The 17,183-nt window shown below is 68.2% G+C and carries 15 protein-coding genes and 2 pseudogenes; 6 read left to right on the top strand and 11 right to left on the bottom strand.

Annotation, left to right across the window (positions count from 1 at the left end):
* Window position 1 precedes the first annotated feature (1 nt).
* Entirely contained in the window at window positions 2–1,042 is a 1,041-nt protein-coding gene (gene yidC / locus FXN61_RS25120) for a membrane protein insertase YidC (RefSeq protein ID WP_167976499.1), read from the top strand.
* A gap of 30 nt (window positions 1,043–1,072) precedes the next feature.
* Entirely contained in the window at window positions 1,073–1,618 is a 546-nt protein-coding gene (locus FXN61_RS25125; RefSeq protein ID WP_167976500.1) for a Jag family protein, read from the top strand.
* Window positions 1,619–1,700: 82 nt separating this feature from the next.
* Here the strand turns inward: FXN61_RS25125 and FXN61_RS25130 are convergent, their stop codons facing one another.
* On the bottom strand, window positions 1,701–2,159 hold the full coding sequence (locus FXN61_RS25130) for a protein-tyrosine phosphatase family protein (protein ID WP_223165581.1): 459 nt from the start codon (window positions 2,157–2,159) through the stop codon (window positions 1,701–1,703).
* A gap of 209 nt (window positions 2,160–2,368) precedes the next feature.
* Here FXN61_RS25130 and rsmG point away from each other — a divergent pair, with 209 nt between their 5' ends.
* The 3 genes from rsmG to FXN61_RS25145 all read left to right on the top strand — a co-directional run bounded on the left by rsmG (window position 2,369) and on the right by FXN61_RS25145 (window position 4,946).
* Window positions 2,369–3,016 carry a 16S rRNA (guanine(527)-N(7))-methyltransferase RsmG gene (gene rsmG / locus FXN61_RS25135; RefSeq protein ID WP_167976512.1) on the top strand — a complete coding sequence of 216 codons (648 nt, stop codon included), beginning with the start codon at window positions 2,369–2,371 and terminating at the stop codon, window positions 3,014–3,016.
* 98 nt (window positions 3,017–3,114) lie between these two features.
* Window positions 3,115–3,990, top strand: coding sequence for a ParA family protein (locus FXN61_RS25140; RefSeq protein WP_167976511.1), 876 nt, complete (start codon window positions 3,115–3,117; stop codon window positions 3,988–3,990).
* Window positions 3,987–4,946, top strand: coding sequence for a ParB/RepB/Spo0J family partition protein (locus FXN61_RS25145; protein ID WP_167976502.1), 960 nt, complete (start codon window positions 3,987–3,989; stop codon window positions 4,944–4,946). Before FXN61_RS25140 ends, FXN61_RS25145 begins: the two co-directional genes overlap by 4 nt.
* Window positions 4,947–5,035: 89 nt before the next feature.
* Here the strand turns inward: FXN61_RS25145 and FXN61_RS25150 are convergent, their stop codons facing one another.
* Together FXN61_RS25150 and FXN61_RS25155 are read right to left on the bottom strand one after the other, a co-directional pair.
* On the bottom strand, window positions 5,036–5,980 hold the full coding sequence (locus tag FXN61_RS25150) for a D-alanine--D-alanine ligase family protein (RefSeq protein ID WP_167976503.1): 945 nt from the start codon (window positions 5,978–5,980) through the stop codon (window positions 5,036–5,038).
* A 16-nt stretch (window positions 5,981–5,996) separates the two neighbouring features.
* Window positions 5,997–7,313 carry an aminotransferase-like domain-containing protein gene (locus tag FXN61_RS25155; protein WP_167976504.1) on the bottom strand — a complete coding sequence of 439 codons (1,317 nt, stop codon included), beginning with the start codon at window positions 7,311–7,313 and terminating at the stop codon, window positions 5,997–5,999.
* Between the two features lie 134 nt (window positions 7,314–7,447).
* Between FXN61_RS25155 and FXN61_RS25160 the strand changes: the two genes are divergently transcribed.
* Window positions 7,448–8,080 carry a GNAT family N-acetyltransferase gene (locus FXN61_RS25160; protein ID WP_312877979.1) on the top strand — a complete coding sequence of 211 codons (633 nt, stop codon included), beginning with the start codon at window positions 7,448–7,450 and terminating at the stop codon, window positions 8,078–8,080.
* A gap of 50 nt (window positions 8,081–8,130) precedes the next feature.
* Here the strand turns inward: FXN61_RS25160 and FXN61_RS25165 are convergent.
* From FXN61_RS25165 to FXN61_RS25200, 8 genes and pseudogenes are all read right to left on the bottom strand, one after another.
* Window positions 8,131–9,269 (bottom strand): annotated as a pseudogene (locus FXN61_RS25165) (N-acetylmuramoyl-L-alanine amidase).
* Window positions 9,270–9,476: 207 nt separating this feature from the next.
* Window positions 9,477–9,806 (bottom strand): thioredoxin, encoded by a 330-nt coding sequence (gene trxA, locus FXN61_RS25170; RefSeq protein ID WP_030465632.1) that lies wholly within the window; start codon window positions 9,804–9,806, stop codon window positions 9,477–9,479.
* 25 nt (window positions 9,807–9,831) lie between these two features.
* The gene (gene trxB, locus FXN61_RS25175; protein ID WP_167976505.1) at window positions 9,832–10,812 is read right to left on the bottom strand and encodes a thioredoxin-disulfide reductase; all 981 of its coding nucleotides are present in this window, start codon (window positions 10,810–10,812) and stop codon (window positions 9,832–9,834) included.
* A gap of 77 nt (window positions 10,813–10,889) precedes the next feature.
* Window positions 10,890–11,630 carry an RsmA family anti-sigma factor gene (locus FXN61_RS25180; RefSeq protein ID WP_167976506.1) on the bottom strand — a complete coding sequence of 247 codons (741 nt, stop codon included), beginning with the start codon at window positions 11,628–11,630 and terminating at the stop codon, window positions 10,890–10,892.
* Window positions 11,627–12,244: an RNA polymerase sigma factor SigM gene (sigM, locus tag FXN61_RS25185; RefSeq protein ID WP_167976507.1), complete on the bottom strand. Its 618-nt coding sequence runs from the start codon at window positions 12,242–12,244 to the stop codon at window positions 11,627–11,629. Before sigM ends, FXN61_RS25180 begins: the two co-directional genes overlap by 4 nt.
* Before the next feature lie 112 nt (window positions 12,245–12,356).
* Window positions 12,357–13,871, bottom strand: coding sequence for a protein kinase family protein (locus tag FXN61_RS25190; RefSeq protein ID WP_167976508.1), 1,515 nt, complete (start codon window positions 13,869–13,871; stop codon window positions 12,357–12,359).
* Between the two features lie 37 nt (window positions 13,872–13,908).
* Window positions 13,909–15,482: pseudogene (murJ, locus tag FXN61_RS25195) on the bottom strand (murein biosynthesis integral membrane protein MurJ).
* 74 nt (window positions 15,483–15,556) lie between these two features.
* On the bottom strand, window positions 15,557–17,183 hold a 1,627-nt coding region (locus FXN61_RS25200; protein WP_223165582.1), incomplete at its 5' end, for a DUF6049 family protein.

Below are 17,183 nucleotides of genomic sequence, written 5' to 3' on the forward strand. Positions count from 1 at the left end.
CGTGCTCAACTTCATCTACTACCCGGTGTCCTTCATCTTGTGGTGTTGGCACTGGGTGTTCGGCAAGGTCTTCGGTGAGTCGAGCGGCTTCGCCTGGGCGCTGGCCGTCATCTTCCTGGTCTTCACCCTCCGCGCCATCCTCTTCAAGCCGTTCGTCGGCCAGGTGCGCTCCATGCGAAAGATGCAGGAGTTCGCGCCGGAGATGCAGAAGATCAAGAAGAAGTTCCCGAACGACAAGCAGCGCCAAGCACAGGAGATGCAGAAGCTGCAGTCCGAGCACGGCGTCAACCCGCTCGGCGGCTGCCTGCCGATGCTGGTGCAGATCCCGGTGTTCATCGGTCTGTTCCACGTGCTGCGCTCGTTCAAGCCCGGCTGGGGCGAGGTCTACTTCTTCGACAAGCAGGGCGTCGACTCGTTCGTCAACGCCAAGCTCTTCGGCACCAACCTCTCGACGTTCATCACGATGCCGGCCGACCAGCTCGCGCAGTACGGCACCGAGCGTTTGAACGTCATCCTGCTGTCCGTGCCGCTGATGATCGTGGCGTCCATCGCGACCCACTTCACGGCCCGCCACTCGGTGCAGCGCCAGAACCAGGCCGCGCTGGACAACCCGCAGACGGCCATCATGAACAAGCTGACGCTCTACATCTTCCCGATCGGCGTCCTGGTCGGTGGCTTCTTCTTCCCCGTCGCGATCCTGCTGTACTGGCTGTCCAACAACGCGTGGACCCTCGGCCAGCAGCACGTCGTCTACAAGCGCATCGACTCCGAGGAAGAGGAGAAGAAGGCCACGGCGGTCACCACGCGCCAGGCCCTCGCTCCGAAGCCGGGTGCGAAGCCGGTGAACCCGAAGAAGCCCGCACCGGGCGCGAAGCCCGCCAGTGGCGCCAAGCGGATGCCGACCGCGGGCCCCGGCGGCTCGTCGTCGCCGGCATCGAAGGACTCGTCGGATGCCACCAACGGCAACTCCAACACCGAGATTCCCGGCCTGACTCCAGGCCGATCCACCAGCAAGAAGCCGGGCAGCAAGAAGCGCCGCTGATTTCGGGCGTTGCCCCGGAGAGGAGACATCGTGTCGGAGACCTTGCAGGCGACCGACGACGTGGAGGCGTCGTCCACGGACGAGGCCGAGCCGCAGTCGCAGAGCAAGACCGAGGACCTGCTCGTCCAGGAAGGCGACATCGCGGGCGACTACCTCGAGCGCCTGCTGGACCTGCTCGACTACGACGGCGACATCGATCTGGACGTGGAGAGCGGCCGCGCCATCGTGAGCATCGACGGCGGTGAGGATCTGTCGAAGCTCGTCGGTCCCCGCGGCAACGTCCTCGAGTCGCTCCAGGAACTCACCCGCCTGGCCGTGCAGCAGGAGACGGGCGTCCGCTCCCGTCTGATGCTCGACATCGCCCAGTGGCGCGCGGGCCGCCGTGCCGAGCTCGCGGAGCTCGGCCGCTCGACCGCGGAGAAGGTGCTCGCCTCGGGTGAGCGGGCTCGCCTGCACCCGATGACGCCGTTCGAGCGCAAGGTCGTGCACGACGCCGTCGCTGCGGTCGCCGGTGTGCACAGCGAGAGCGAGGGTGAGGAGCCGCAGCGGCGGGTCATCATCTTCCCCAAGCCCTGACGGTTACCGCTTCACCTCACGGCCCCTGGTTCCTCTGGGAACCAGGGGCGTTTGCTGTCTCGGGTGAGGGTCGCCCCGGCCGTCACTGTTCCACGTGAAACCGGCCATCCCGAGACGCCCACCAAGCGGTCAGCCACTCCTCCTGCTCCCTCGTGTCCGGCACCGGGAATCCGCGAGCCGTGGAGATCAGTCCCCAAGCCTCCGCGGGCTTCACCCCGTCCATCCCCAGCAACAGGGCGGCCAACAACGACGACCGTCCGATCCCGGCCCAGCAGTGGAAGACCACATGAGCTCCAGCCCGGTACAGCGAGTGCAGCTCCTGAACCGGCTCCACGACCTCCAGCCCGAGAGGTGCCGTCCGGTCCTCGATGGGCACGCACACGAACCGCAGCCCGGCCGCCGCGACCACGTCGGCCTGATCCGACAACTCGCACTCGACCCGCTCCGAGTCGGTCTGAGCGGACACCAACACGTCGACACCGAGCCGGCACAGTCCCCGAACATGGGGCTCCAGCAACGCGCCGCCCGGCGGGTGAGACATCGTCGAGACGGTCCCAGGGCCGGGACGAGAGACCGTGTAGATGGTTGGACGCAACTTTCCCCCAAGTTTCACGTGAAACGGCGCTCAGGATTTGGCAGAGCGCATGGTCGATCCGTCATGATGGTGCCCTGGCATTCGCCAGCTTTTCCACCGGCCGCCGGAACGTCGCCGCCGCGTGGTTTCACGTGAAACGCTCACGGACGGAGAACATGGCCGGGGAATTGCCCGACAACGCGAAGCTCGTCTTCGGTGAGCACGTTGACCGTGCCGCCGAGTTCGTCCGGCTCCTGGAGGAGCACGGCGTCGAGCGCGGACTGATCGGTCCTCGCGAGGTCGACAAGATTTGGGATCGGCACGTGCTCAACTCGGCGGTGGTGCACCAGGTGATCCCGCCGAACAGCCGGACGGTCGACGTAGGCTCGGGAGCGGGGCTGCCGGGCGTGCCGCTGGCCATCGCGCGGCCCGACCTGAGGATCACGCTTCTGGAGCCGATGGCGCGGCGGATCGCGTGGCTAGAGGAAGTCAAAGACCGGCTCGAGCTCGACAACGTGACTGTGCTCAGGGGACGCGCGGAGGAAGCGCCGATCCGGGCACAGCTGAAGAACTGCGACGTGGTGACTGCCCGCGCGGTGGCTCCCCTGGAGAAGCTGGCGCGGTGGTGCCTTCCGCTTCTCAAGGGCGGCGGGCGGATGGTCGCGCTCAAGGGCGAGCGCGCGCAGGAGGAACTGGATCGCGACGGCGCCGCGGTGCTCAAGCTTGGGGGCACGAACGCCGAGGTTGTCGTCGTCGGAGCGGACGTACTTGAGGTGCCGACGACGGTCCTGATCGTCGAGCGCCAGACGCGGAGGGATCGGTGAGCGTGTACCCGGAGTTCCAATCTGCCGATGTTCCACGTGAAACCGAGCCCAAACCGAAGCCCAAAGCCAAGCCGACCAACAACGGAGATGACAGCGCCGTGGTGTGGACCCCGATTGCAGAAGAGGCGGCTCGTGCGGCAAGCGTGCTGCACCCCGACGAGTCACTTCTCCCCCGGCCGACTCACCGCCGGGTGATCACCGTCGCCAACCAGAAGGGTGGTGTCGGCAAGACGACGAGCACGGTGAACCTCGCCGCAGCGCTCGCCATTCACGGGCTCAAGGTGCTCGTGATCGACCTCGACCCCCAGGGCAACGCCAGCACGGCGCTCGCCGTTGAGCACCGCTCCGGCACGCCGTCCGTCTACGAGGTGCTGATCGGCGAGATCTCCATCGCCGAGGCGGCTCAGGTCAGCCCGACGTCTCCGAACCTCTTCTGCGTGCCCGCGACGATCGACCTCGCCGGCGCGGAGATCGAGCTCGTCTCGATGGTGGCCCGCGAGTCGCGGCTCAAGGAGGCGCTCTCCCCCGAGGCGCTCGACCAGCTGCAGCCCGACTACGTCTTCATCGACTGCCCGCCGAGCCTCGGCCTGCTGACCGTCAACGCGATGGTCGCGGCGCAGGAGGTGCTGATCCCCATTCAGTGCGAGTACTACGCGCTGGAGGGCCTGAGCCAGCTGCTGCGCAACATCGAGCTGGTGCAGCAGCACCTCAACCCGGATCTCGCCATCTCGACGATCCTCCTCACGATGTACGACGGCCGCACGAAGCTCGCGGACCAGGTGACCAGTGAGGTGCGCGGCCACTTCGGCGACGTTGCGCTCAAGACGGTGATCCCGCGCAGCGTGAAGGTCTCCGAGGCGCCAGGATTCGGGCAGACGGTGCTGACGTACGACCCCGGCTCACGCGGGTCGATGAGCTACCTCGACGCCGCAAAGGAGATCGCCGTGCGTGGGGCCAAGGAGGAGGGCGCATGACGGAGCAGCGCAAGGGTGGACTTGGGCGCGGCCTGGCCGCATTGATCCCCCAGGGGCCTCCGCCCGGTGCGCCCAGCACCATCCGGCCCGCCGCGGCCGGCAACGGGGCGGTCAAGCCCCAGCCGATCGGTGAGGTTGCCGGGGCGATCTACCGGGAGGTCGCGGTCACCGCGATCAAGACCAACCCCAAGCAGCCGCGCCAGGTGTTCGACCAGGATGCGATCGACGAGCTCTCGTTCTCCATCAAGGAGTTCGGGCTCATGCAGCCGATCGTCGTGCGGGAGCTCACCGCGGACACCTACGAGCTCGTCATGGGCGAGCGCCGGTGGCGGGCGACCCAGCAGGCCGGTCTCAAGACCATCCCGGCGATCGTGCGGCAGACCGCCGACGACGTGATGCTGCGCGACGCGCTGCTGGAGAACATCCACCGCGTCCAGCTCAACCCGCTCGAAGAGGCGGCGGCCTACCAGCAGCTGCTGGAGGAGTTCGGCGTCACGCACGAGCAGCTCGCGGACCGCATCGGCCGCAGCCGCCCGGTCGTCACGAACACCATCCGACTGCTGAAGCTCCCCCTCCCCGTTCAGCGACGGGTGGCGGCGGGCGTTCTGAGCGCGGGTCACGCCCGCGCGTTGCTCGGTCTGGACGACGCCGGCGCGCAAGAGGACCTCGCGGCCAAGATCGTTGCGGAGGGCATGTCGGTCCGCGCGACCGAGGAAGCGGTGACGCTCGCCAAGAACGAGAAGCCGGCGAAACCCAAACAAGCTCCCCGCAAGCAGATGCACGCGCCGGGTCTGCAGGAGCTCGCCGAACGGCTCTCGGACAACTTCGACACCCGCGTGAAGGTCGAACTCGGGCAACGAAAAGGCCGGATCGTCGTCGAATTCGGGTCAGTTGACGATCTTGAGCGGATCATCGGAATGATGAGCCCAGAAACGACAATTCGGACATCGGAGTAGGCCCATAGGATCACCCACAGGCCTTATGTCACGGTGACGATGACGCCCCGCAGTCGAAATGGCTACGGGGCGTCACCTATGAGGAGAGATCAACGAGCGACAGCGCGCTCGATCAAACCGGCGTAAATCTCGCCCAGCGACTGCCCCGCCGCCTCGACGGCCATCGGCAGAAGCGACGTCTCGGTCAGTCCCGGCGACACGTTCACTTCGAGGAAGTAGACGGTCCCGTCTTCGGCCACCACGGCGTCGGTCCGCGACACGTCCCGCAGTCCGAGCAACCGGTGCGCCGCCACCGCGAGCTCCCCGACCGCCTTGGCGGACGCAGCGTCCAACCGAGCCGGCGAGTGGAAGTCCGTCAGCCCGGCGGTGTAGCGAGCCGTGTAGTCGTACACACCGGTCTCCGGGACGATCTCGACCGCCGGCAACGCGGTGGGGCCATCCGGACCGTCGATGACCGTGACGGCCACCTCGACCCCGGAGATGAACTGCTCGGCCAGCACGGTGTCGCCGTACGCCAGGCAGCCGACCATCGCCGGCGGCAACTCCGCGGCGTCCCGGACGACCTGGGCACCCAGAGCGGACCCGCCCTGGTCCGGCTTCAGCATCATCGGCAGCCCCAGCGTCGAGACCATCGCGTCGAGCACCGGCTTGGCACCCAGCTCGCGGAACGTCGCGTGCGGCAGGACGACCCACTCCGGCGTCGTGAGCCCGGCGCGGGCCAGCTCGGCCTTCGCGGTCGGTTTGTCCCACGCCCGGCGGCACGCCCGCGAGTCGGTGCCCACGTACGGCACACCGAGCATCTCCAGGATCGCCTGCACCGAGCCGTTCTCGCCCTCGCCACCGTGCAGAGCGACGACGACGGCATCCGGACGGTGGTCACGGAGACGTGTCAGCAACGAGGCGTCGGCGTCCCACTCCTCCACGGTCACGCCCACCGACCGCAGGGCGGCCGACAGACGGCGACCGGAGCGGATCGAGACCTCGCGTTCGTGGGAGAGCCCACCGGACAGTACAGCGACCATGCGGTCAGCCACAGCAAAACTCCAAGGATCAGGCGGTGTCGGGCGACGGGGTCTGCGGACCGGACAGCCGGCGGCCCGGTGTCGCCCCGAAGGTCGCGTGCAGCTGCATCTCTTCCTCGATGACGTTCGCCAGGCGGCGGACGCCCTCACGGATGCGCTCAGGGGTCGGGTAGCAGTACGAGATCCGCAACTGCCGGCTGCCGAACCCGTCCGCGTAGAAACCGGTGCCGGACGCGTACGCCACGCGGGCCGTCACGGCGCGGGGCAGCATCGCCTTCGAGTCGATGCCCTCGGGCACCGTCACCCAGACGTAGAAGCCGCCATCGGGAATGTTCCACGTGGAACCTTGCGGCATGTGCTGTTCCAACGCGGAGATCGCCGCGTCCCGGCGTTCCCGGTAGGCCTCGCGATAGGTCTTGATCTGGCCCTTCCAGTCCTGGGTGGCCAGATAGCGCGACACGATCATCTGGTTCAGCGTCGGCGGGCACAGCGTGGCCGACTCGGCCGCCAGCACCAGCTTCTCGCGCACCGCGTGCGGCGCCAGCACCCAGCCGACTCGCAGACCGGCGGCGAACGTCTTCGAGAACGACCCCAGGTACACGACGTTGTCCGGGTCCATCGACCGCAGCGCCGGGTACGTCTGACCGTCGAACCCGAGCAGCCCGTACGGGTTGTCCTCCACGACCAGCACGCCGTACGAGCGGCAGATCTCCAGGATCTCCGCCCGCCGCGCCACCGCCAGCGTCACGCCGGCCGGGTTGTGGAAGTTCGGGATCGTGTAGAGGAACTTGACCCGCTGGCCGGCGCGACGACAAGCCTCCAGGGCCTCTCGCAGCAACGACGGCACGAGCCCGTCAGCGTCCATCTGAACGTGCACGACGTGCGCCTGGTAGGCCGTGAACGACCCGAGAGCGCCCACGTAGGAGGGTCCCTCGGCGATCACCACGTCACCGGGGTCGCAGAAGATCCGGGTGACCATGTCGAGGCCCATCTGCGAGCCGACGGTCACCACGACGTCGTCAGGGTGGCCGTTGATGCCCTCCATCGCCATCACGTCGCAGATCTGCTCGCGCAGCAACGGAACACCGTGCGCCGAGCCGTACTGCAGAGCGACGAGACCCTCGGTGGCAACAAGCTGACCGATCTCCGCGGACAGCGACTCCAGCGGCAACGCGGCCAGGTGCGGCATGCCGCCGGCCAGTGACACGACCTCAGGACGCGATGCGACCGCGAAAAGTGCCCGGATCTCCGACGCCGTCATCCCTGCCGTGCGCGCTGCGTAGCGGCGGAGGTGGGGGTCAAGGCTTCTGGGGCCCTGCTTCGCGGGCTGTCCGGGCATCGTCATGTGGGACTCCTGAATGGGAAACGTCCCGAGCGAGTGTAACCGTCGTCCCGTTCAGGGCACGTACCTTCCCGGTTCCGTCACATTCGCCTACCCTCGTAGGAGTTCACTGTGCGTATCGAGGGGTGGAGGTCGGGGTGTCGCGACGCGTTGTGGGCGTCACGCTGGACAACCTGGAGCATCTCTCCAAGCACAGCAGGACGTGCGTGTTCTGGGAAGTGGCTCCTCACCTGCGTGAACAAGCCGAGGAGTACGGCGACACGGAGTTCGAGAAGGAAGCCTGGGTCTCCAGCGTCCTGCTCGAATGGGGTTCGTGCGGCCGCATCATCTACTGCGACGGTATTCCCGCTGGTTCGGTGTTCTACGCACCACCGGCGGCCGTTCCACGCAGCGCCGCCTTCCCCACGTCCCCGGTGAGCCCGGACGCGGTCCTCATGACGTCGCTGGAGGTCCTCCCGGAGTTCCGAGGGGGAGGACTCGGGCGAGTGCTCATCCAGGCCGTGGCGAAGGATCTGACGCGTCGCGGCGTGAAGGCCGTCGAGGCGTTCGGTGACATGCGACCGGACGAAGAAGAGCGCAGTTGCGTCACGCCCGCGGAGTTCCTGACGAGCGTCGGCTTCAAGACCGTGCGGCCGCACCCGCGCTGGCCCCGGTTGCGCCTGGAGCTGCGCAGCGCCATCACGTGGAAGGAAGACGTCGAGGCAGCCCTCGAGAGACTCCTCAACAGCGTCACCGTCTCCACCGCGGAACCGAGCTTCCGCCCCGTCTGACCACACGAAAAAAAGGGCCCCGTGCAGGGGCCCTTTTTCGTCAGCGCCGATCAGCCCTTGGCCATCTCGTAGCGCAGCAGGTCGTTGAACGTGAACGTGCCCGTCGGCTGGTCGTCCTTGCCGAGCAGGTAGAGCCGCTTCACGGCCACGAGGATGCCCTCGGCCACGATGTCGCGGAACCCGGGAGTCGCCAGCCGTGCGCGGTCCTCGGAGTTCGTCAGGTAGCCCACCTCGACACGGACGGCCGTGCAGCGGGTGAGCCGCAGCAGATCCCACGTCTTCGGGTGCGAGCCGCAGTTCCGCATCGACGTGCGCGCGGTGACCTCGCGCTGGATGAACCCGGCCAGCGCCTCGCCGACGGTGGACGACGTGCCGTTGCGGTGCCGTAGTGGAACGTCGCCACGCCCTGCGCGTGCGCCGACGAGTTGCCGTCGCTGTGCAGGGACAGGATCAGGTCGGCACCGGCCTCGTTCGCGAACCTGGCGCGCTCCGCCTCGTCCGGGCAGTTGTTCGGCCCGCGCGTGAGCAGCGCCTCCATGCCGGTGGCGGCCATCTTGCCTTCCAGCCGGCGCGCGAGGTCCAGCATCAGGTCGGCCTCGGAGACACCGTCCACGGCCACGCCGCGGTCCTGACCGCCGTGACCGGGGTCGATGACGATGCGCTTGCCGGACAGGCGCGAACCCGCGTTGCGGACCCGCTCCTGCTCGCGCAGCAGCACCGGACGGCCACCGCGGACCTTCGGCTGAAGCTGACGCAACGCGCGCACGGTGTCCGGACCGCACATGCCGTCCACGATCAGGCCGTAGTCGCGCTGGAAGTTCTTCAGCGCCTGCTCGGTCTGCTGGCCGAACACGCCGTTGGCGCGGCCGGCGTCGTAGCCGAGCTCCAGCAGGCGTTCCTGCAGCATCAGCACGTCGTCGCCGGTGGTCGGCTGCGACATCAGGAACGCGAGCGGACGGTCGCCGAGTGAGAACGTCGCATCGCGCAGCGCGCGGTAGGTAGCCGGGCCGACGATGCCGTCGATGATCAGCCCCCGCTGCTGCTGGAACGCTCGCACGGCGTGCTCGACCTGCTGGTCGAACACCGGCGGCGCCTGGGGGTCGGTCGGCGGAAGCAGTCCGAGCCTGGTCAGGGTCGACCGGATCTCGGCAACATCAGTTCCGACGTCCCCGCGGCGGAGCAGCTGCATGCACCCTCGCTCGACTAGGGCGCCGATCGTCGTCGGCGCGGTAGGTGGGAAGCACTCATTGTGCCCTGCTGCGCTTAGTGATCGATGCAGGGCTACTCACAGTGGCTTCTGGATCACGTTCGAGCTACGCAAAAACGCGACCCGCCCGTCTTATCGATAGACGGGCGGGTCACGTTGCGCGTTGCACGCGAATATCTGACCAGTTGGTCAGCCGATGACGTCCTGCAGGTCGTTCAGCAGCGCGGCCTTGGGCTTCGCGCCGACGATCTGCTTCACCGGACGGCCGCCCTGGAACAGGATCAGCGTCGGCACGGACATGATCTGGTAGTCACGGGCGATCGACGGGTTGGCGTCGATGTCGACCTTGGCGATGGTGAGCTTCTCGCCGTGCTCGGCGGCGATCTCCTCCAGCACCGGCGCAACCATCTTGCACGGGCCGCACCAGGTCGCCCAGAAGTCGACCAGCACGGGCTTCTCGCTGGTCAGCACGTCGTCCGCGAACGACTTGTCGGTCACCGTGACGGTGGCGCCTGCCATGTTCTCTCCCTAACTCGCAGAAACTTCAGTTGCTCTTGCCGTAGCCGCCACCGACGGCTTCGGCAGCGATCTCGGCGTGCTTCTCGCCGTGCTCGGCGAGCCACCGTTCCGCGTCGATCGCAGCGCTGCAACCGGAGCCGGCGGCGGTGATGGCCTGGCGGTACTCGTGGTCGACGAGGTCGCCCGCAGCGAACACGCCGTCCAGGTTCGTGAAGGAGGTCTTGCCCTTGGTCACGACGTAGCCGTCTTCGTCGAGGTCGACCTGACCCTTGACCAGCGCCGAGCGCGGGTCGTGGCCGATCGCCAGGAAGAAGCCCGTGACCGGCATCTCGGACTCGGCGCCGGTCTGCGTGTCCCTGACCTTGATGCCCGACACCGTGCCGTCACCCAGCACGTCCGTGACCTGCGTGTTCAGCTGCCACTTGATCTTCTCGTTGGCGCGGGCGCGCTCGAGCATGACCTTCGAGGCGCGGAACTCCTCGCGGCGGTGGATGACCGTGACCGACTTGGCGAAGCGGGTGAGGAACGTCGCTTCCTCCATCGCCGTGTCGCCACCGCCGACCACCGCGATGTCGTGGTCGCGGAAGAAGAAGCCGTCGCACGTGGCACAGGCCGACACACCGCGGCCGAGCAGCTCCTGCTCACCGGGGATGTTCAGGTACCGCGCCGCCGCGCCCATCGCGAGGATGACCGCCTTCGCGGTGTACTCGACACCGTTCGCGACGACCTTCTTGATCTCACCGGTCAGCTCCACGGACTCGACGTCCTCCGCGCGCAGCTCCGCGCCGAAGCGCTGGGCCTGCTCGCGCATCTGCTCCATGAGCTCCGGGCCCATGATGCCGTCGCGGAAGCCGGGGTAGTTCTCGACCTCGGTCGTGGTCATCAGGGCGCCGCCGTACTGCGAACCCTCGAAGACCAGGGGCTCCAGCTGCGCACGTGCGGCGTACACCGCGGCGGTGTAGCCGGCGGGCCCCGATCCGATGATGATCACGTTGCGCACGCTCACGGGTCTGCAACTCCTCGATCTCGTCGTCTGACTGGCTCAACGGATCGTAGGTGCAGCTAATTCCGTGACTTGAGCGACTACCTCGGCTTGATCGTGGTGTCCGCCAGAACGCCTTCTGGCTTGTCCGGTCCGCAGGTCTTCGGGTCCAGCACGACCAGCCGGAACTGCCCGACCACGCCGGCAGGCAGGATCGCCATCACCGCGTCCTTGCCGTCGAGGTTGATCGGGCTGATGCCGAGCGGCTTCGACGTGCTGGCGATGCCGCCGCCCTGCAGACAGCCTGCGAGCCGGTCCTGGGTCTCCAGCGGGCCGTAGTTCTGCGCCTTGAGCACGTCACCCACCGCTGCGCCCAGGTTGTCGCCCCGCACGGAGAGCGGCGCGGACACGTTCGAGTTGGACGTCGGTGCGGGCGCGGCGTCACCAGGGGTGTCCGCCTGCTTCCCACCAGGGGAAACGGCCAGCACGACGCCGAACGCGGCGGCGGCCGCGACCAGCACGCCACCACCCAGGCCGAGCCTGCGGTTGCGGCGCTTGCGGGCCTCGTCCAGCGACACGACGGGCGCGGCGGGACGGGCCTCGGCAGCGAGAGCGGCGTCGATCCGTGCGGCCACGTCGTCGGGCATGGGGATCGGCGGCAACGCCTGCAGGTCCTCCAGCGTGGCGTCCAAGGCCTGAAGGACTTCCCTGGCCTCGGCGTCCGCCTCGACCCGCGGACGCAGCTGTGCGGCGACCTCAGGGGGCAGCACGCCCGCGTGCAGGTCCGCGATGAGGTCTAGCGACCACGGCGGACCCATCGGCACGCGCTCCATGCCGGTCATCGGCCCTCCCACTGACGTTGCTCTTGCACATTCACACCGTCAGCTGGGACGTTCGCATCTGCGATTCGGTTCCTGAGGTGCCCGAGAACTTTGGCCAGCTTCGCGCGACCTCGCGCACACCGGCTCTTGACCGTGCCTTCCGCGATGCCCAGCAGCTGCGCCGTTTCCGCAACGGAGTAGCCCTCGACGTCGACGAGCACGATTGGCGCCCGCTGCTCCTCCGGCAGCTCCATCAACGCTTGCTGCACCATGAGGCTGGTCTCGCGGTCGCTCATCGCGTCACGGGGAGCGACGGGCTCGCCAGGGCCGGCCTCGGGCAGCGGCACTGTCGGTCTTGTTTGTCGTCGCCTCATCCGGTCGAGGCACGCGTTGACCACGATCCGGTGAAGCCAGGTGGTGACCTGTGACTCCGCGCGGAACGACGACGCCGCCCGGAAGGCCGAGATGAACGCCTCCTGGAGGGCGTCCGCGGCCTCCTCCGGGTCTCGCAGCGTCCGCAACGCCACCGCCCACATCCGGTCACGGTGCCGTTTGACCAGCTCCGAGAACGCGTAGGGGTCACCTGCGGCGTGGGCCGAGATGAGATCGGCGTCCGAGCTGGCTGCGGCGGTCACGTTGGGAGGATAGCGAGGACGATCACAGATCATCTGGGCGGGATCGTGAGTTCAGGCTGGTCGTCCGCTCACCCCTTCGGGTCAACCGCCGCAGGCGATTCGGCGGTCGACGTCACTGCGCGCGGGTGTAGAGGATCTCGCGGATCTCCGACTGGTTCTTGCCTCCGCCGGCGTTCGTCAGCTGCGTGATCCAGATGAGCACGTGACCGGTCGGCTCGTGCTCGTTGAGCTGGATCTGCGTCTGCCCGTCCGACAGGTCCGCGACCCCGATGACCTTGGTCTCCTCGATCGGCGCGTCCAGCGAGGACGCCACCCTGATCTCGATGTGCGTGCCCTTGCTCGGCGAGGTGATCGTGACGGAGGCCAGCTTCACCGGCTCCGCGAACGACGCCATCAGCCCGATGCCCGGCTTCAGTGCCGGGAACTGCTGGAAGTAGTTGTCGGTCCGCCAGAACGTGCTCGCGTTGTTGTCGACCGCCCGGCTCGCCTGGTTCGCGTTGTCGGGCTGGTTCGTCACGTCGTAGACGCCGATCTGCCCCGGCTGCACCGGTCCGGCCGGCGTGGGCGCGGGCGCGGACTGGCCGTTCGAGCCCGGCTGGTTGATCACCACGGTCGGGCCGCCGCCCTTGGACGGCTCGTCGCTGAAGAACCCGACGATCTGCACGCTCAGCCACACGATCACGGCGAGCGTGGCGATGGCGAGCACCGCGACGCTGATCCACAGCTTCTTCTTCTGCTGCTTGTCGTTCACCGGGCGCTGCGTCGTCCACACGACCTGGTCGTCGTCATTGCGTGACGCCACGGCCGGGATCAGCGCGGTCTCGGCTTCCTCCGCCGCGATCTGGTCGAGGACCTGCAGGATCGCCGCGGACGTCCGGATGCCGCCCACCGAAGTGTCTTCCAACGACCGCACGGCGACAGCCGACAGCTCGTGCGGCAGGTACGGGTGCAACGCGTTCGGTGCGACCACGGACCCGTCGGGCCCGGTCGGGGCGACCGGCACCCCGTTCGGACCGCCCGGCAGTGCCCACCTGCCGGTGAGCAGCAGGTACAGGATCGCGCCGAGTCCCTTGACGTCGTCGCGCGCGATCGCGTCCGGCCGAGGACCGGGGAACGCGAGGCGCAGGCGGCCGTCCGAGGTGACCCGGATGCGTTGCGGGTGGTCGGCGCCCAGCACGAGACCGGCGTGGTGCGCGCCTTCGATGGCGGCACCCAGCGGTTCCAGCAGGCGGGTCGCGGCGCCCGCCGGCAGCGGGCCCTCCACGATGAGGTCCATGAGGTCGGTGCCCTGGGTCCACTCGGCCACGACCATGCCGAGGATGCCCTCGTCCTGGCGGATGCCGATGCCCGGCGTGAGGACGTCGATCACCCTGGACACACCGGGGTGCGTGAACGACGCCGCGTGCATCGCGCGTTCGACCGTTCGGCGGGCACGGGCTGCGGCTTCGTTGTCCGCCAGATCGCCCAGCAGCACGGTCAGCGCGACATCCCGGTTGAGCTGACCGTCCCGCCCACGCCACAGTTCGGCGTTGGAACGATCATCAGCTCCGGATTTCGCGAGCAGGCGGTATCGGCCATTGCCGATGACGCCGCCGGGAACCAGGGCGGCGTGAACTCCGCTACTCACGGGCACGAGGGTACGGGACGACGCTCACAGCCCGGAGTCACCGCCGCCGCACCAAACGGTTGATCTTGGCGATCGCCGGCTTCATCTCGGGTACCCGGAACGCGGCCAAAAGGCCGAACGCGAGCGGCAAACCGATCAACGTCACCAGAATGACCTCGACCCAAGCGGATACAACCGGGTCACCGAACCCGATCGCGTTCTGGACCAGCATGTTCACGCCCTTGGCCACCGCGAAGGCGAGCGACGAGGCGACCACGGTGAGACAGACGGTCCAGATGGTGAAGCCGGTGCGCAGGCGCCCGAGCCGCACTCGCAGCCAGATCTGACCGACGATCGCGCCGAAGACGAAGCTGAGCGACATCGCGAGCGACACGCCGACGGCGAGCTGCGCGGCGTCGCCCGGCGTGGACACCGCGAGGAACAGGTAGAGCAGCCCGATGCGAACCGCCACGATCAATGCCTGGATCAGCGTCGGTGTGCGGGCGTCCTTCATCGCGTAGAAGACCCGCAGCTGCAACAGCGTGATCGCGTACGGCACGAGACCGAACGCCGAGAGCGCGAGCGCGAGACCGATCCGCGTGCCGCCCTCGACGCCCGAGTTCCCCCAGGCGAAGGCAGCGAGACCGATCGCCAGACCCGACACCGTCATCAGTGCGCTGAACGGCATCAGCAAGATCGCCGACATGCGGTTGCCGAACAACAGGTCGCGCACGATCGAGTCGTTGTCGTTGTTCGCGGCCGCCCTGCTCATCTTCGGCATCAGAGCGGTGAGCAGCGAAACGCCGAGCACGCCGTAGGGAACCTGGGCGATCAACCACTGGTAGTTGAACGCCACCAGCGTGCCCTTGGCGCTCGTCGCCACGTTCGTCAGCACCGTCATGCTGGCCAGGCCGAGCCCGACGTAGAGCAGCACCCAGAACGCGAGGCCGCCGAACTCCGACAGGCGTGAGTCCCAGCCGAACCGCCACTTGAACCGGAAACCGGTCTTGCGCAGCGCCGGGAACAGGACCGCTGCCTGCACCGCGACACCGAGCGCGGTGCCGAGACCGAGCACCAGCAGGTGCGTGTCGGTCATGCGGACCGGGTTGAGGGTGATCTCGCCGGGCAGCATCGCGTAGACGACGAGCACGACGATCACGACGACGTTGTTCAGCACCGGCGCCACGTGGGGATACCGAATACGTGCCGTGCGTTCAACACGGCGCTGAGCAGTGCGGTCAGGCCGTAGAAGACGATGCCCGGCAGCACCAGGTACGCGAACGCGGTGACCAGTTCGGGGTTCGCGTCCGGCGAGTCGGAGATGTAGACGTCCGTGAGCAGCGGCGCGCCGGCCATGGCGAGGACCGTGCCGACGCCGAGGATGAGCGTGCCCATGGTGATCAGCCACTGGGCGTACGACTCGCCGCCGTCGCCGTCCTCCTTCTCGGCGCGGACCAGCAGCGGAATCGCCACGCTGGTCAGCACGCCGCCCAGGAGCAACTCGTTGATCATGGTCGGCAGGGTCGACGCCGCCTGGTAGGAGTCGCCCAGGGTCTCGGCGCCGATCACCGCGATCAGCAGGACCTTCGACAGCAGGCCGGAAGCGCGGCTGACGATGGTCGCGATGGCCATCGAGCCGCTGGCCCTGGCCACTGAGGGCGGTGCCTGCTTCTGCTGCTCTGGTTCGGTGGTCGTGGCTGTCTCGCTCACGCGCTCGACTTCTCCGGTGTGACGTTCTCGATGGACGGTGCGCCGCCCTCGCCGTTGCGGGCGCGGACCCGCTTGTAGATGCGTCGCCCGGAAAGCAGGACGAGCGCGATCCCGGCGATCACGGTGATGATCACCGTGATTGTGCCGTAGGCGGACGACGACACCTCCAGCTTGACAGTGTCACCCAGAGCGACGCCCTCGGGAGTGGTCAGGCGGACGTGGACGGGGAACCGGCCGGAGCGCAGCACCTCGACCGGGACCCGCACGACGCGTTCGCCACGGGCGGGAAGCACCTGGTCGGGGAGGTCGAGCTTCCGGATGCCCGGCGTGTCGGCCAGCGTGATCCGCACGGTCATCCGGACGTCGAGCTTGTTCGTGATCGTGACCGGGATCGGGCTGTCGCCGGAGCCGAGCAGGATCGGGCTGTTCGGCTGCGTCACGCCGACCATGCCGGTCAGCGCGTTCAGCTCGCTCTGGCTGATCTCGGCCGCGGCACGGGCGCCCTGCTCGTTCGACCGCCACGCGCCGGACATCGCGCGCAGCAGGCCGAGCCACAGCGGGTCGGCCAGGTCGGCGGGCGAGGCGTGCTCGCTGTCCTCCTGCTGCATGGCTGCGACCAGGCCGTTGAGCTGCACGCTCTGGGTCGTCACGGAGTCCGCGATGACCGACGAGATCTCCCTGGCACCGGCCTCCGCCGGGTAGGTGATCTTGGCGTTCGTCACCGACGGGGTGGCCGTGGTCAGTTCCTCGAGCCCTGTCTGGGTCGCGTAGCCGCCTGCGAGCAGCTTCTGGGCCGCGGTCAGGAACTCGGTCATCTCCGGTACCGGCGCGTGCCACCGGCGGGGCGGCGTGACCAGCACGTTGCGGCCGTCGCCCTGCCACCCGGCGCGGAACACCAGCACGGCCAGCGCGTTCTGCACGGACACCGGCTGGCTCTCGACCGGTGCCGCCACGCCGGACAGCGTCCGCGGCCGGGACTCACTGCCCTGCAGGGCGTCCGAGACCATCGAGTCGATCTTCACGGCGGTGACCGGGTGCTCGCCGCTGATGCCGACCGGCGCGGTGCCCGGCGCGTCGGCGAGACCGGTCGGATCGAGCAGGACCGACTTCACGCCGGCGTAGTGCTTGTCCGGCTGCGGGGTGACCAGCTCGTCGAACGTCGACTGGTCCAGCACGCCGTCCTCCGGCCACACCAGGTCGGGCAGCGGCTGCACGGACAGGACGTCCTGGATGAGCTTGGGGCCGTCCGTCACCGCGAGCGAGCGCATGGTGCCGAGCTTCGCCCTGTTCAACGCCACGAGATCGGCGTCGGCGTACGGCAGCGCCACGACACAACGGCCAGTGACGGCGAGCTTGAGCCGGTCCAGCCACAGCTTCGCCTCGGTCTCGCCCTTGCTCTCCGCGCCGCCGCGCACCTTGTAACCGGTGCTCATCGCCTCGACGGTGCGCAGCAGGTCGGGGTCGATGGCCAGGCACATGGCCGTGCTCATCGACGGGATCGCCTGCTCGTAGGCCTGCAGCAGGTTTTTCCTTTCCTCACCGGGCGTTTCCGCGCGCCCACAAAGTGAGGTTGCCAGCACGCACTGGTAGTCCAGTGGAGGTTTCCTCGAACATCTCGGCGAG

The sequence above is a fragment of the Lentzea indica genome (assembly GCF_012184385.1).
GTDB classification, from domain to species: Bacteria; Actinomycetota; Actinomycetes; order Mycobacteriales; family Pseudonocardiaceae; genus Lentzea; species Lentzea indica.